The sequence below is a fragment of the Peribacillus simplex genome (assembly GCF_900156045.1).
GTDB lineage: Bacteria > Bacillota > Bacilli > Bacillales > DSM-1321 > Peribacillus > Peribacillus simplex_D.
Genome location: NZ_FTMX01000021.1, coordinates 1 through 14,096, shown reverse-complemented (window position 1 = coordinate 14,096; position 14,096 = coordinate 1). Strand labels below are relative to the sequence as shown.

Annotated in this window: 18 protein-coding genes; 1 reads left to right on the top strand and 17 read right to left on the bottom strand. The window is 34.7% G+C overall.

Annotated features, from left to right (window positions below):
• Nucleotides 1-319 precede the first annotated feature (319 nt).
• The 16 genes from catA to BW986_RS28775 form a co-directional block, all read right to left on the bottom strand.
• Nucleotides 320-967 carry a type A chloramphenicol O-acetyltransferase gene (catA, locus tag BW986_RS28845; protein WP_076373216.1) on the bottom strand — a complete coding sequence of 216 codons (648 nt, stop codon included), beginning with the start codon at nucleotides 965-967 and terminating at the stop codon, nucleotides 320-322.
• Between the two features lie 242 nt (nucleotides 968-1,209).
• Entirely contained in the window at nucleotides 1,210-1,470 is a 261-nt protein-coding gene (locus BW986_RS28840; RefSeq protein ID WP_076373214.1) for a CPCC family cysteine-rich protein, read from the bottom strand.
• A 176-nt stretch (nucleotides 1,471-1,646) separates the two neighbouring features.
• On the bottom strand, nucleotides 1,647-1,895 hold the full coding sequence (locus tag BW986_RS28835; protein WP_076373212.1) for a hypothetical protein: 249 nt from the start codon (nucleotides 1,893-1,895) through the stop codon (nucleotides 1,647-1,649).
• A gap of 248 nt (nucleotides 1,896-2,143) precedes the next feature.
• Nucleotides 2,144-2,887, bottom strand: coding sequence for an amidohydrolase family protein (locus tag BW986_RS28830; RefSeq protein ID WP_076373210.1), 744 nt, complete (start codon nucleotides 2,885-2,887; stop codon nucleotides 2,144-2,146).
• 29 nt (nucleotides 2,888-2,916) lie between these two features.
• Nucleotides 2,917-3,021: an acyl-CoA dehydrogenase family protein gene (locus BW986_RS30550; protein WP_142244762.1), complete on the bottom strand. Its 105-nt coding sequence runs from the start codon at nucleotides 3,019-3,021 to the stop codon at nucleotides 2,917-2,919.
• A 22-nt stretch (nucleotides 3,022-3,043) separates the two neighbouring features.
• Nucleotides 3,044-3,394 carry an AzlD domain-containing protein gene (locus BW986_RS28825; RefSeq protein WP_076373208.1) on the bottom strand — a complete coding sequence of 117 codons (351 nt, stop codon included), beginning with the start codon at nucleotides 3,392-3,394 and terminating at the stop codon, nucleotides 3,044-3,046.
• Nucleotides 3,354-4,070 (bottom strand): AzlC family ABC transporter permease, encoded by a 717-nt coding sequence (locus BW986_RS28820; protein ID WP_076373206.1) that lies wholly within the window; start codon nucleotides 4,068-4,070, stop codon nucleotides 3,354-3,356. Before BW986_RS28820 ends, BW986_RS28825 begins: the two co-directional genes overlap by 41 nt.
• Nucleotides 4,051-4,989 (bottom strand): bifunctional helix-turn-helix transcriptional regulator/GNAT family N-acetyltransferase, encoded by a 939-nt coding sequence (locus BW986_RS28815; RefSeq protein WP_076373204.1) that lies wholly within the window; start codon nucleotides 4,987-4,989, stop codon nucleotides 4,051-4,053. The genes BW986_RS28820 and BW986_RS28815 overlap by 20 nt, the downstream gene beginning before the upstream one ends.
• Before the next feature lie 349 nt (nucleotides 4,990-5,338).
• Nucleotides 5,339-5,533: a hypothetical protein gene (locus BW986_RS28810; RefSeq protein ID WP_076373201.1), complete on the bottom strand. Its 195-nt coding sequence runs from the start codon at nucleotides 5,531-5,533 to the stop codon at nucleotides 5,339-5,341.
• 139 nt (nucleotides 5,534-5,672) lie between these two features.
• Nucleotides 5,673-6,209, bottom strand: a complete 537-nt coding sequence (locus BW986_RS28805) for a nucleotidyltransferase domain-containing protein (protein WP_076373199.1) — start codon at nucleotides 6,207-6,209, stop codon at nucleotides 5,673-5,675.
• Nucleotides 6,210-6,316: 107 nt separating this feature from the next.
• Nucleotides 6,317-6,751 carry a hypothetical protein gene (locus BW986_RS28800; RefSeq protein ID WP_076373197.1) on the bottom strand — a complete coding sequence of 145 codons (435 nt, stop codon included), beginning with the start codon at nucleotides 6,749-6,751 and terminating at the stop codon, nucleotides 6,317-6,319.
• A 197-nt stretch (nucleotides 6,752-6,948) separates the two neighbouring features.
• On the bottom strand, nucleotides 6,949-7,320 hold the full coding sequence (locus BW986_RS28795) for a hypothetical protein (RefSeq protein ID WP_076373195.1): 372 nt from the start codon (nucleotides 7,318-7,320) through the stop codon (nucleotides 6,949-6,951).
• A gap of 188 nt (nucleotides 7,321-7,508) precedes the next feature.
• Nucleotides 7,509-7,943, bottom strand: a complete 435-nt coding sequence (locus BW986_RS28790) for an SMI1/KNR4 family protein (protein WP_076373193.1) — start codon at nucleotides 7,941-7,943, stop codon at nucleotides 7,509-7,511.
• A gap of 173 nt (nucleotides 7,944-8,116) precedes the next feature.
• Entirely contained in the window at nucleotides 8,117-8,626 is a 510-nt protein-coding gene (locus BW986_RS28785; protein ID WP_076373191.1) for a YfiT family bacillithiol transferase, read from the bottom strand.
• Nucleotides 8,627-9,007: 381 nt separating this feature from the next.
• Nucleotides 9,008-9,385: an FAS1-like dehydratase domain-containing protein gene (locus BW986_RS28780; protein WP_076373189.1), complete on the bottom strand. Its 378-nt coding sequence runs from the start codon at nucleotides 9,383-9,385 to the stop codon at nucleotides 9,008-9,010.
• Nucleotides 9,386-9,763: 378 nt separating this feature from the next.
• Complete coding sequence (locus BW986_RS28775; protein ID WP_076373187.1) at nucleotides 9,764-10,471, bottom strand: cytochrome c biogenesis CcdA family protein; 708 nt, start codon at nucleotides 10,469-10,471, stop codon at nucleotides 9,764-9,766.
• A gap of 788 nt (nucleotides 10,472-11,259) precedes the next feature.
• On the opposite strand from BW986_RS28775, the gene BW986_RS28765 reads away from it, so the two are divergent.
• Nucleotides 11,260-11,574, top strand: coding sequence for a helix-turn-helix domain-containing protein (locus BW986_RS28765; RefSeq protein WP_076373183.1), 315 nt, complete (start codon nucleotides 11,260-11,262; stop codon nucleotides 11,572-11,574).
• 322 nt (nucleotides 11,575-11,896) lie between these two features.
• Here the strand turns inward: BW986_RS28765 and BW986_RS28760 are convergent, their stop codons facing one another.
• Nucleotides 11,897-13,432 carry an APC family permease gene (locus tag BW986_RS28760; RefSeq protein ID WP_076373181.1) on the bottom strand — a complete coding sequence of 512 codons (1,536 nt, stop codon included), beginning with the start codon at nucleotides 13,430-13,432 and terminating at the stop codon, nucleotides 11,897-11,899.
• Between the last annotated feature and the right edge of the window lie 664 nt (nucleotides 13,433-14,096).

Below are 14,096 nucleotides of genomic sequence, written 5' to 3'. Positions count from 1 at the left end.
CAGTACCCCTAGTCCTCCATGTAGTGTCATAGCTTCGCTTGTTATACGAGATCTACGTCCCAACCAGCCTCAAACATGTTTCTACAAGTAGGGGGAGGACAGTTTAGTTCACGGGATCGAGTCCCACGCACCCGTACGTCCTACCCTGGCTACTGATATAATAGATTCTATTAAAAAAAGGTCAACCAGTAAAAACTGGCTAACCTTATAATACGAACGCACCCGTTAGTTTAAGTACATTCATTCACAAACTTTAGTATTTCTATAAAAAAAGGAACTGTTGCACACAGTTCCCTTGGTATTATCATCCAATGACCAGTTAAACCCAGTCTGCACTTTCATCAGCGAGTCTTTGTAAGTCATTCATAAAAACACTTGCATGATAACCATCACAAACAGCATGATGAATTTGTAAAGAGACAGGTAGGAATAATTCATCATTTACTTGTGAATATTTCCCTCCAGTTATTATTGGTAAGAGAAAATCTCCACCATTATTAATATTTAAATTAAATGCTGTAAAAGAACTCCAAGGAATCATAGATATCGGAATATTATTATCTGGTATAGGTGTTTTTGGAAATAAACTACCCGTACCATTGTATTTTTCTACATCCTTTTCATATTGAGAATGAAACTCAGAAAAATTAGCTGAATTTGGTGACCAAATGCCAGAAAATGTGTGCGTCTTCTTATCAAAAATTGTATAAGAAGGGCAAATCTCTGTCCAATAACCTAAATTACCTTCTGAGTTAAAACTAGTTCTAAATTCTCTGTGGGAATTAACTATTTTTGTAACCATAAAAATAAACGCAGGATATAACTTATAATTCTTTTTCTTTAAGTTCTTCATAAGAATAGTAATATTAATTTCATTCGTTATACTGAATGTTGTTTGTTGTTGTAAATAGTGTTCAAAGTATTCTTTTCGATACCAATTGTCACGATTAATAATATTGAATTTCATATTCAACGCCTCCTAATATAATTAATTTTATCTTAGGAGGCTATTTTCACTGCTTTTTTCATGACAGTCATCCTTTTTTATATACAATTTCATGCCACCATATTATCAAGTATCTCTAACTAGAGTCAACAAACATTCTTCCACTAACCTGCCCCGGTAGTTGCATAAAGAAAAGGCTGCCTTAAAGACAGCTCTAATCTTAAGCTAACGCACTCGTTAATTTAATAATCCCCTATATAAACTCATATCGGTTTCCAATTTGGATCCTTTATATCTGACTTATTTGGCTTTCTTACATACTGCAAACTTCTTTCACCCTTAGCACCAAATTTTTTATAGTTTTGTTGTGCTTCTCTAAAGGAAACATAATTTGCTCCATCCTCATCAGGATGTTCATATTGGTAACTATCATCTTCCCAAAAACAGATTTCACAAATATCATACGTTCCTGGAGGTTCTTCATCTAATGTTTTATATCCACAACAAGGACAAGTATATTTCATACAATCACCTCGACAATTCTTATGAATTTTACCATGATTTCTTGTTCAACTAAACTGCCCCGTTAGTTGAACAAGAAACCCTCCATAACTTTTGAGTTATGAAACTATCCGGAAATTAAAAAAGCCGATTTCCAAATAGGAAATCGACCTAAAATAAATTTATTAAACGTACCTCATTAATTGTTTAAAATATCAAAAATGACTACTAAAATAAAAACAGAAATCAAACTCAACCAGCCTACTTTTTTTGTTACCGATCTCTGAAGGAGTTTGATTTTAGATACAATAAAAAGAACACTAAAAAGTACAGCAATTATACATACTGCTTTAAGCCAAAAAGAAATACCAATTATATCAAGATACGGAGGAAGGAAAGTTAGTACAATAAAAATTGAACTACCAAACGCTATATTTTCCCATTTCAATTGTTTTAACCACCTTATTATTTCTAAGCTTCATTTTCATCTCTATTATAATCGAGTCCTTAATCAGCTATAAACGATTTTTTATCCTATTCTCTTAAAGTCATTATTCAGCTAATCTGCCCCGATAGTTCCATAAAGAAAGAGCTGCCTTCAAAGACAACTCTGTTCTTCAGCTAACGCACCCGTTAGTTTAAGTGTACTCACTCACAAACTTTACAATTTTCATTATACATCTAATGGAAGCTGAATTACTTAAAATACCATTTTAATGCATTCGTATACAATATTTTATCGGATGCTTTTTCATCAAATAGACGCTGAATCAATTCAATGTCTGCAAACTCAAAAGGTCTTTTCGCCCTTGTAGATGGCAAATCTGTTCCGAACATAAGAGCATCTGGGTTAATATCATAAATTGAGTTTAAGGCATTCTCAATATTCAATTCTACACGACCAAAACCAGTGGCTTTAACTCGAATGCCTTTATCCACTAGCTTAAATAAATGAGGTAATCCTTCTTCAGATAATCCTAAATGGTCAATTGATATGGCAGGTAATTTTTCAATAGTTGATGCAATTTCGGGTAACTCTTTTGCATCAATATAAAGTTCGCTATGCCACCCTACTAAATCATAAACTCTCCTAGCAAAGTAATCGAGCTTCGATAAATCTTCTGAACCGCCCCGTTTTATATTAAAACGTAATGCTTTTACCCCATTTTTATTTAAATTTATAATCTCTTCGTCCGTCACCGTAAAAGGTAATTGCGTAACGCCACAAAATCTTGATCCCATTTGTTTAAGTGCTTTCAATAAATATTCTTGGTCAAATCCTTGGAATGACCCAGATACAATCGCTCCACCTATTACATTCAAATCAGCAGTTTCATTTTGATAATCTTCAACAACATAGCTGGGTGGCAAATATCCTTGGTTTTCGATGATTGGAAAATCAAAATCAATAATATGAAAATGTGCATCAAAAATTTTCATTTCAAATCCCCTTTCTTTTCTTTAACATATCAATTATGGTACATATCCTTGACAGCTGGGGCAATAACACTTTGTGAAAAATAACGGGCCATTTTACGAATCAATTCTTGTTCGTCAGTGAATTTCAAATCCATGAATTTTCTCCTCCTCATAAACTTAAAAACTACTCCCAATTAAAACGAATCCCATACCTATAAAGAAACTTAAAAGGAAATTATTTGTAAATCTAAGGGTTAACAGACAGAAAATACTTGCAAAAAGATAGAGGGGCTTCCATTGTAACCCCGTTTCTCCAATAAAGAGGGAAGGAAACACCAATCCTGAATAAATACCAATAGGTACAAATGCCAATCCACTCTTAAGTCTCTTTGTCAAAATACGATCGGGTACTCGCAGAAGTAATCGTCTACATAGATAAGTAATGATGGTCATCCCTATTAAAAGGAACAGATAACTTGAATTCGTTTTAACTCCTCCTCTCCAATAGATGACAACCACTTGAAACATAACCAACGATAAAAGCTGCCAATCCTGCAATAAGTAAGAGAATTCCCAATGGCAAAACAAAGTATAGACTTATTACAATTAAACCTGTAATGAAAAAAGTAATGAGCTTCAGGAATGAAGTAATTTCAGTGAATGCCAAGATTAAAAAAATCGTTGTCATACTAAATTCCAATCCCAAATGGTATTGCTCTGGTAAAAGTGTGCTGGAAATAGTGCCTATGAGTGTACCTAGCCCCCATGACATATATAAAAATAAACCCGCACCAATGATGTAACTTTTTTGAGGTGTTGATTGTCGGAAGTGGTTTAAAGATAAAGCATACAAAGCATCTGATAAAAAGTAAGCAATGAAATTATTGAACTTCCAATCAAATTTGGAGAAGTAAGGTGATAACGACAACCCATACAACAGATGACGAGCATTAATCATTAAAGTTGTTAAAACCATTGCAGAGATGCTCGAGTTTTCGGCTATCATGGAAAGAACAGATAGTTGTGCAGAACCAGCAAAAGAAACAAGGGACATTAAAACACTTTCAATAGGAGATAAGCCTATTTGAATCGCCATTACCCCAAAAATGCATCCAAAGACGATAAAACTTATCCCCATAGGTATTGAATCCAACATCCCTTTTTTCCAATTTTGATTTTTTGCTTTACTTTGTTTGGTTTTCATCAGAAAGATTAAGATCCCATCGTTCTTCGATTAATTTAGTTCCGGTCCATTCTTCATTTGGTTTTTCTTCAGTTAGTCTAAAATTATATTTTTTATAAAGATGGCGAGCCGTTTCTAACGTGCTTACCGTCCATAAGAACACATGCTGATAATTTTGTTCTTTACAGAAGTTGAGGGCAGTCTCCATGAGTTTTTTCCCTATGCCCATGCCTTGATAATTTTCATTTAAAACAAACCATCTTAGCTGTGCTACTGTATCACTGAACTTCGTAATTGCAATAGAACCGGCAATTTCCCCATTTACTTCAGCAATCCAAAGCTCTCCCCCATCGGTATCAATCATAAATTCTGTTAAACCTTTCATAACGTAATATTCAAACATCTGTCCGAACTTATATGTCTTATCGTATAAAGTTCCATGAAGGTATGCGACGTATCCTACATCTCCAGGTTGAAATGGTCGAATTAAGACTTCTGAATGGGAAGAACGTTCTTCCGAGTAAATTGATTCTATTCTTTCCATGGATGTGACTAGCTTGGACAGATCACTCTTTGATAAATTGTGAATCATTTTATCTACTCCGCGATTTGCATTTTCAACTAAGTCGTTGTAAATTTTTTCTCCATAATCGGTGAGATAGAGTAAATACTGTCGTTTATCCTCTGTTGACTGTTTTTTTATGATGATATTTTCATCCTCAAATCGTTGGACAATTCGGCTCATATAGCCTCGGTCAATTCCTAGGTTTTCTCTAACTTCAGTTGCAGTACAACCATTTCTGTAATTGATTTCTGTTATTACCCGTGCCTCTGTTAATGGAAAAGGTTGATTATAGATTTCTTGATCAATTTTGCCTAGAACATTTGCATAATACCTGTTAAATTTTCGAATTTTTTCTACATAATTATTTGATTCCATAATAATCCCCCTTAATATTCTGAAACTTTAAACTAATAAAAGTATAATACGTTTGATTGACTGAGTCAACTATATTCTATTGACTGAGTCAACTATATAAAAATTACTTAAAGTTATTTTTCTCTTTTTTAACCTTTGTCTATTCCCTATGACTTAAACCATAATGCTTTCTTTATCCTTGTTGAACTAAACTGCCCCTTTAGTTCATTAAGGGTTTTTCACTTCTTTTTCCGAATGTATGATATTGAAATAATCGCACGTTCAAAAGGCCGCCAATTGGCAGCCTTCTTATGGCGCTAAAGCACCCGTTAGTTCATTAAGGAAATTTTAAAATCACCTTTTAACATCTCTAAACAACAAAGATGACTGCAAGTCCTGTAAAAGAAGCAATACTTAAAAACAACATCATTCCAAAATCCAGGTCTTTTATCTCTTTAAAATGATCCCGTATCAAATAAATTAAAGGTATTGCAAAAAGTGTTGGAATACCTTTACCTACCTTACCAAAAATATCAGTAAAAAAAATACTTTCCATTGAACCCATTACTAGACCACTTAAAAGAAACAAATAAAAAAAACATAAGAAAACTCGAATACTAGCACCCCCTACAAATTACCCTACCTTTTCTGTTACCGTTCTTCAGCTAAAGCAGCCGTTAGTTCTATAAGAATTTTATTTACCTCTAACTTTTTGCATCAATTATCTGTTGAATAATTTCTATGCTTTTAAGATCCTTTGGACGAAGTGTTCTCCCTGTTCCTTGTTCGTAAACTCTTTTTTCCTCAAGTAATTGGTATGGGTTTAGAACATTTATTGATACACCTTGTAAATTATAAAGTTCCATTGGCAAGGCATCTTTCCTCCATACCCAATCTGGAAAACCATTAGCGACTATATCGCCATTATCAGAATACCTAACAAATACAAAACTCACATCGACATTGTTCTTGAGGAAATCGGTTTGAAACTCGCCTACTGGCTTTATTTGAAAACCAGCATTAACAAGAGCCTGTTCCAAGTGCTCACGATACTGTAACCAAGTAACTAAATCAATATCAGAATGTGACCGAGTAATCCTTCCAAGAAGAAAATCTATCGCCCATCCGCCTCGTAGCCACAGGTTAAAATTAAGCGATAAGCAAATTCCATTTATTTCAAGAAGTATATTTAATTGTGATTTGCCTGTATCATTTTCTCCGGTAACATTCTTACAATCCATCCTCATACACACCCTTTATGTACTAAGATTTTAAGCATTACCTTATTCTGCATAAGGATTGCAAAACCCTTTTTTAACTAACCTGCCCCTTTAGTTGAACAAGATTTTCAATATACACGGACGTTAAGCCATTGACCATCGGGACCAATGGTTATATGAGGAATTTTGTTGGATTCAAATATTTTGTATATATCCAGACTCTTCTTAGTTAAATTGCTTAATTGGTCTGATACATCAGTCTCGGAAAAAACCAAATAGTCCATTGTGGTGGACCTTAAATAAAAATCGTAAATATATTTTTTGAGACTGTCTTTTACATAACCCATACAACCCATTTCCCTTGGAAAAGAACGAGGTAAAGGGAATTTATTAACTTCACTAAAGTCATTTGAAAGTTCATTTAATAGGTCTTGTTCGTATTCAGGAATAATCGCATAGATATAACAATCTTGCTTGTAAAAACTATTGATTATGCTTACAAACTCTTGTTCATCAATTTCTTCATCGAGTAATATTTCCTGTTTTTTCGGAATGCTTTTCAAAGTCCCATCACCCCTATCTTATGATTATATAATTAAACTGGAGTGTTTCCTTCTTAAACTATACTGCCCCGTTAGTTCCGTAAGAAAAAGGTTGCCGCAGCAACCTCCCTTTTTGAAATAAAGACTTATTTAGAGTTGACACAAACTGTGCATTAAAAAAAGTTACCTTTCAGCAACTTAGGAGTAGAAATCCATTATTAATATTTAGTAAGCCAGTCAATTAATTGGTCATAGTTACTTGAGAACATTGCATTGTCTTTGGTATTAGAATGTTTTAGGTGAATTAGAATATCCCCTTCTTCTAATAAAAAAGCGACTGCAGTCGTATTCTCTAATATATTATTAGAGAAAAATTTTTCTTTCCACAATTTTTGTACAGAAAAATGTTCTGGAGTATAACCTTTACGATTAACTAACAACTTATACTTTTTTCCTTGTCTAATAAATGAATAGCACGTTTTCTCAAATGAATTAAACCAGGTGTTTACATCAGCAAGACTTATGAAACCTGTCAAATTAGTGATAATTATATCTTCAGAAATGGATGTACTTATATTATTAACATTCAATTAGACAACAGCTCCTTACCAATATTACAAACCAAATAATGTAAGGTGGGTGTAAGTTTTAATGTTGCACAGTACGAATACACTACGCTTGTTGAACTAACCTGCCCCGTTAGTTGCATTAAGAAAAAGCTGCCTTAAGACAGCTTCGAGCTAACGCAATCGTTAGTTCAACAAGATTAGCTTATTATTTATTCATCCTCATCAATCTCATCTTCAAATTCAGAATTCGATACAATAAATTCTTTTAAGTTAGAAGCTAATTCTTCTAATTCTTCGGTTTCATGATACCATATATAAATTTTACCATCCATTACCGTATCAACAATCCGAAAACATAATTTGTCCCCTGTACCATCTTCACCAATAGATATTAGGTTATCTGCCATGCCTTCATCTCTCACATCTTGATTTTGTCTTACAATATCATCCCAGGTTCTCTTTAAGTTTTTGGAGTCTTTAATAGGAAACAGAGTCCATTCATCAATCTGAGCATTGTTAGATAGTTTAAAAAGTTCTTTGTATTGTTTGGGAAAAACAACTCCTAATTGTTCTTCTGCTGATTTTATATCTAAATCCGTAACTCCAGGTTTTCTTGTGTCAATCAAATCGATTACATCATTCATTTAATACGTACCATCCCTTCACATTCTTTTACATAAAACTTTTTGATTTTTCTTCAAAAACCTTCTTCAGCTATCCTGCCCCTTTAGTTGAATAAAACTTCTGTAATTATTCCTTATTTTAATTTTAAAAATGGCTTATCGAGGTTCGATAAGCCACTTTTATACATATTGTATTATTTTGATAATGCGATTTTTATATGGGCTAAATGATGCTCTTCGTGCCAAGCTAATTTTGCAACTTTTGTTGCAACTGTTATTATACCGTTTATCTGGTGAGTAAAAGCTCGATCTAATTGCTCTTCAGTTAAACTATGTCCTAAAGATACGATGCGCTCATTTATACCTTCTAACATTTTAATAGAACTTTCTACAGGAAGCTTTGTATCCGGTTGAATAGCCCACTTTTCTTCATCAAAAGCTGGTACTGTTGGATTCTCATCTGTTAAAGCCAGCTTCAAACGGTGATACATGTTCAACTGAGAATCTGCAATGTGATGAACAAGTTGACGAACTGTCCAGCTACCTTCACGATAAGTTCTGCTTAATTCCTCATCACTTAATGAGTCGACAGTTTCTCTTAATCGAATCGTGTAAGTTTCGATTTCCTTTAGCCATTCTTGAATATTTTCTAATGTTACTTTTTCAGGAACTTGTAGTTTCCCAATTGGGTATCTTACATCCATTTTCAATCCCCCTTTTCCTTATTCTTTATTTCATTATATTTCGGTATTAACGTTTAATTTTATTTAAATATATCATTTCAACAAACTGCATCGTAATTCAAAAGCTTATTCAATTAAATGGCCCTATAATGAAAAATAGGCGCTTACCCTTGTTCCAGAATAGCGCCCTTTAACTAAAATCTGGCCTCACACATAATATCACTTAATTCTTAATCAACTAACGCACCCATTAGTTTAAGTACATTCTTTCACAAAGATAATTTTGCTTATTGAATAAGAAACTCATTCATTACAGAAATCCTCCCCCTGTTTGTTGCATAAAAAAAGACCGTCAAATGACAGTCTTGAGCTTTCAATATTGCTCCAGTAGTTTAAGAAAGTTTAAAGAATTACGCCTGATACATCTCCTTTCAATACTTCTTTTTCATTCTGATTTTTACATAAAAAGGATGCTACAAAAGCTGTCCTATTATTTTCTTGCCTTTCGTATTTCTCAATTTTAACTTTACAAACTATTGTATCTCCCGTAAAAACAGGTCTTAAAAACTCAAAACTCGTACTACGAGCCAGTACGTTATTATCTCCAGCTACTTTTGTTGGCAGAGTTGCCGTTAATAACCCTTGAATGACAAGTCTTCCTTGTTCATCTGGGGTTATATGATGAATCCCTTCATCACCTGAAATCTCAGTAAATAATTCAACATCTCTTACTGTAAAAGTTCGTTCAAACGTAATTATGTCTCCTACTTTTAATGACATATTAATCTCCCCCACTGTCTGGTTATTAACAATGTGAATATTATTTAAGGTAATATATTCCACAAAGATTCAAGGAATCCTTCTTCCACTAAACTGCTCCGTTAGTTCCGTAAGAAAAGCTGTCTTAAAGACAGCTCCGATCTTCAGCTAACGCACCCGTTAGCCATCCATGAATCGCAAAAATCGGCGATTCACCACAAAGAATGAAAATGGTTAGGAAGTGTCAATACTGATACTGACCTTAATCCAGTCAACCCTAATCCATAGACTAATTAATTAACGCTCTCCTCTTTTTTTAAAACGATTGAGCAGGGTCTTCTTAAGTATTGTCATTTTTCATTTTTAAAGAAACTTATTTTCATGGTAGTTCATTAAGCCTTAGAAACCAGTAAAGCCACCAAATACATTATTTGTGAGAAAAGATGTAATATTGGTCATCCAATCAAAAAACAAGACAACCCCCATAAGAATTGTTAAATAACCACCAATTTGAGTTATTTTACGGTTATATTTTTTTATCCATCCTGATTTTCCTATAAAAAATGACATTGTTAAGAAGGGTAAGGAAAACCCAAGTATATAAGCGATCATATATACTAAACCCTGGCCAGTCGAGATACCAAGTGTTATAACGGCACCTAATATTGGTCCTATGCAAGGAGTCCAACCAGCAGCATATCCTATCCCAATTAAAATAGAACCGATATAACCAGATGGGCGATTTTTAAATTTCATTTTCCTGTCCATCATTAAGAATTTCGGTTGAAAAATCCCAACAATCATTAAACCAAAAATAATTATCAAAATAGCCCCTACTTGTCTAATTAAATCAATATATTCATAAAAGAGATCGTAAATAAAAGAAGTTGATAACCCTAATATTACAAAAATAATAGAAAACCCAATCAAAAAGAAAAAGGTATGAAGCATTGGTCTGCGGTTTAATTTGTTAGTATCTTCTTTTAATTCACTAACTGATAATCCTGTAATATAAGATAAAAACGCAGGATACAAGGGCAAACAGCAAGGAGATATAAAAGAAAGTACCCCAGCACCAAAAGATAAAAAAATATTTAAGTCTCCCAATCTAATTTCCTCCAGTTTTAATTTTCTCTTGTATATAACTTTACCATATTTATCTATATCCTCTTAAACTATCCTGCCCCGTTAGTGCCATAAGAAAATGGCTGCTTCAGCAACCTCCCTTATTGAGGTATTTAATCCATCAATCTATAAAACAAAAAAGATTAGCTCATAGCTAATCTTTTTTGTTCTTAATGATAAATTCCCCTAATTTACCCAATAAATGTAATGTGTAAATAATCATTAAGGCTCTGGCTACTACAAAACCATCTATAGTTGAGTCATATCCGCCTCGTAATAAGGCTGAATCCAAAAACCAAAAATAAATTGATATTGCCAGAGGTATTAAGAGAAAAATCAAAGCTAGTGAGTTTTTTTATCCATAAAGTCCCGCCTTATTATATGTATTTTACAAATAATAGCATTATTTCCGGAAAGAAAAAACTAAAAAGTGGAAATGATTTACTACTTAAATAGCTGTGTAAGGCATTTTAGTAAGAGGTAATATAAATACGTCAGAGGATATAATTCCGTCCACCAATGCACATCGTTTTTGGCATTTTTCGATAGGTCTTATAATAGCACTCCTTATGGAAAGTTCCATAAGGAAAAGCCGCCTTAAAGACAGCTCCGATCTTCAGCTAACGCACCCGTTACTTTGTGACCGTATCGCTAAGATTGAGGGCAGTAAGAATGAGTTTGAATGATTCCAAGCCCCAGTATTAACACTGAATAAGGAAGAGGAGGAGGATATCTTTGATAAGCTTATTCATCTGTTTGACGGGGTTGTTGTGGAGGGTGAAATTCAAGAGGTCAAAGAAGAAGAACCAATTGACCAGCTGAAACGCTGGATCGCAAACACTGGTGAGCTCCGAGTAAATAAGTTAGCAAGATTGATAGGTTTAGGGAATAATAAGGTTCATGCCATGATGGTGGAATTAGTAAATGAAGGGTATTTGAAGAAGGAAGGCAGAAGTTATGCCATTAACGTGAATGATGAGAATTGGATAAATGGAGGGATAAGGAATGATACCTTTTACGACTGCATTGATAATCCCTGTTGTAACCTTCTACGCAATGATCAAAGGAATCGATTATATGTATAGTGAAATGACTGGAAAAGAAAAACCGATTACGTCCATTAACTTTCGCCAGTGGAAGGACGGATGGGGATGAATAAAAAATTAGTAAAATGTAAGTCTGCGTTGATAGAATAATTGAACATAAGCAGAAAGGTTCGAGAATCTTTAAAAGATCTCGAACCCTTCTGTTTTAATATGTGAGTGTCCAGTCTAGTTTACGGGATGCGTGAAAAAAAAAACGAGTGAAAATATAATTTCTGGTAATCAAAGTTTAAGAGATTTTTACGAATAAAAAAAGTGAAGAAGGAAAACCCTTTAGAGTGGCTAATATGAGTTAGCAACAAACCTACATTGACATGTCATTGCGCTTGTTTTTATGAGAGATATATTTTTTCGGTATCGCAACATTATACGGCACATTGCTATGTCCGTAGCTACGATGAATCATCATATACAGTAAACCAATACCTACAACTATGACTCCTGAAACGAGCACGATATAGTTATCATACCAAGGTGCATCTGGCGTTCTTGGCCAACACATGTTGATCATTGCGATGATTCCGTAGACAAGCGCACCAATATTGACGGGCAGTCCCCACTTGCCCAATTGATACTTACCACTTGGCTTCCATCCTTTTAGTCTAGCTCGAAGTGCAGCAAAGACAACCATTTGGAATCCAAGATAAATGCCAAATGCCGCAAAACTGATTACCTTTGTGAGCGCATCTGTAGACACTTTTGATCCAAGCACAATGAGGGCTGGGACAATTGCGGCAAGAAGCAGCGCATAAGGTGGAATATGACGAGCAGCCGAAAATTTCTTTAACAATCGGCTTCCTACAATCATGTCATCACGGCCATACGAATAGGCAAGTCTGCTTGCTGCCGCTTGTAAACTCATTACACATGAAAGGAAAGAAATCAACACAATACCCAGTACAATCCTCGCGCCAACAGCACCAAATGCATCGTTTAGTAAGGTATCAACAGGCGTTACGTCCTTACCAGCGATAACTGCTGGGATATCAGCAACTGATAGTACTAAAGCAAGGCAAACAAAAGTTGCTGCAGCACCGCCAATGTAAATGGTCCGACGCATTGCCTTTGGGATAAGAACACCTGGATTCGGTACTTCTTCAGCAACATCACCACAAGCTTCGAACCCATAATATTGAAAAATTCCAATTAATCCAGCTGCTGCAAATGCATACATGTAGCTATGACTACCTTGAGCACCAAAAGAATCAAAGAGCACATCAAGACCGTGCACCCTTTGTGTGATAAGCAACCAAAATCCAACTACAAGCGCACCGATAAGTTCAGCAGCAAAACCAATAACTGCTGCAGCTGCGAGAACCTTTGTGCCAAGAAAATTGATGATAGTCGATAGTGCAAGAAGGACTACTGCACAAAGAATCGCGGAGTCCACCGATACTTCAAAACCCAAAACTTGTGCTAGATAAGGTCCAGCTCCGTACGCGACACTGGCAATCGTCACAAGCAAGGCCATTAAGTAAACCCAGCCAGTCATCCACGCCCACTTGCGCCCCCATAGTCTTCGTGCCCAAGGATAAACTCCTCCTGCAACAGGGTATTGCGCAACAATCTCACTGAAGACAAGTGCGACTAGTATTTGTCCGAGTCCAACGATGAAAAAACTCCAAATCATAGGTGGGCCACCTTGCGCAAGTGCGTATGCAAATAGTGAGTACACACCTACTACAGGTGAAAGATAAGTGAACCCTAGCGAAAAGTTTGCCCACGGACTCATGTCGCGGCGAAATTCAGATTCATATCCAAGCGATGCCAGTTGTGCAGCATCACTATCATAATGTTCCGACGCAGAACCTCCAATTTTTTTATTCAGATTTTCTTGCATATTTGAGCCTCCTTGAAATGGTAGATATATTCTTATATGCAATTGCTGCGCCAATATAAAAAATAATATAAATATTCAGTTAATTACACTTTGATAGAGGTAAATTTTACAATTAAATTTCAATTTTGATATTTTGTATTCAACTCTGAAATAATTTTAAGATGGGGGATAGGGATTTTATGCCAAATAACTTCCATCTGTTATTACTTTTTAATCATTAATGCATAATTTATTCATAACTTCATAGGAACGTGGAATTGTTGGGCAGAACCCTAGCTTTTTAGTAAGTAGTTCAGATAACGTGGAGAAAAAGCCAAATAACAAAGTAAATAACATACGAATTGGCAAGTTAAATAGCAGATTAAATAACAATATAATTAGCATAAAAAACACTTGAGTACCCAAGTGTTTTTGGTCTTTAATGTGTAATTCTTGTTCAACTAAACCAGCTAATAGGATGTCAATATCTTTCTCTAAAATTTTCATTTCCCTTATGATATACTATTTTTGGCCATGCCAAAATACCTCCAAAACCATTTGGAGGTATTTTCCTCTGTTTCATAAAACCATTAATTAGGCTAAATCTAGGAACGTTTCTTTTCTCTTTAATAAAGCGTAAATCCAGTGAAGCAACTTATTTATACAGGCAACGATTGACACTTTG

Excerpts from the sequence above, each read along its gene's own strand:
- catA (WP_076373216.1), bottom strand. The coding sequence starts at position 967 with ATGAAATTCAATATTATTAATCGTGACAATTGGTATCGAAAAGAATAC.
- BW986_RS28840 (WP_076373214.1), bottom strand. The coding sequence starts at position 1,470 with ATGAAATATACTTGTCCTTGTTGTGGATATAAAACATTAGATGAAGAA.
- BW986_RS28830 (WP_076373210.1), bottom strand. The coding sequence starts at position 2,887 with ATGAAAATTTTTGATGCACATTTTCATATTATTGATTTTGATTTTCCA.
- BW986_RS30550 (WP_142244762.1), bottom strand. The coding sequence starts at position 3,021 with ATGGATTTGAAATTCACTGACGAACAAGAATTGATTCGTAAAATGGCC.
- BW986_RS28825 (WP_076373208.1), bottom strand. The coding sequence starts at position 3,394 with ATGTTTCAAGTGGTTGTCATCTATTGGAGAGGAGGAGTTAAAACGAAT.
- BW986_RS28820 (WP_076373206.1), bottom strand. The coding sequence starts at position 4,070 with ATGAAAACCAAACAAAGTAAAGCAAAAAATCAAAATTGGAAAAAAGGG.
- BW986_RS28815 (WP_076373204.1), bottom strand. The coding sequence starts at position 4,989 with ATGGAATCAAATAATTATGTAGAAAAAATTCGAAAATTTAACAGGTAT.
- BW986_RS28810 (WP_076373201.1), bottom strand. The coding sequence starts at position 5,533 with ATGGGTTCAATGGAAAGTATTTTTTTTACTGATATTTTTGGTAAGGTA.
- BW986_RS28805 (WP_076373199.1), bottom strand. The coding sequence starts at position 6,209 with ATGGATTGTAAGAATGTTACCGGAGAAAATGATACAGGCAAATCACAA.
- BW986_RS28790 (WP_076373193.1), bottom strand. The coding sequence starts at position 7,943 with ATGAATGATGTAATCGATTTGATTGACACAAGAAAACCTGGAGTTACG.
- BW986_RS28785 (WP_076373191.1), bottom strand. The coding sequence starts at position 8,626 with ATGGATGTAAGATACCCAATTGGGAAACTACAAGTTCCTGAAAAAGTA.
- BW986_RS28780 (WP_076373189.1), bottom strand. The coding sequence starts at position 9,385 with ATGTCATTAAAAGTAGGAGACATAATTACGTTTGAACGAACTTTTACA.
- BW986_RS28760 (WP_076373181.1), bottom strand. The coding sequence starts at position 13,432 with ATGCAAGAAAATCTGAATAAAAAAATTGGAGGTTCTGCGTCGGAACAT.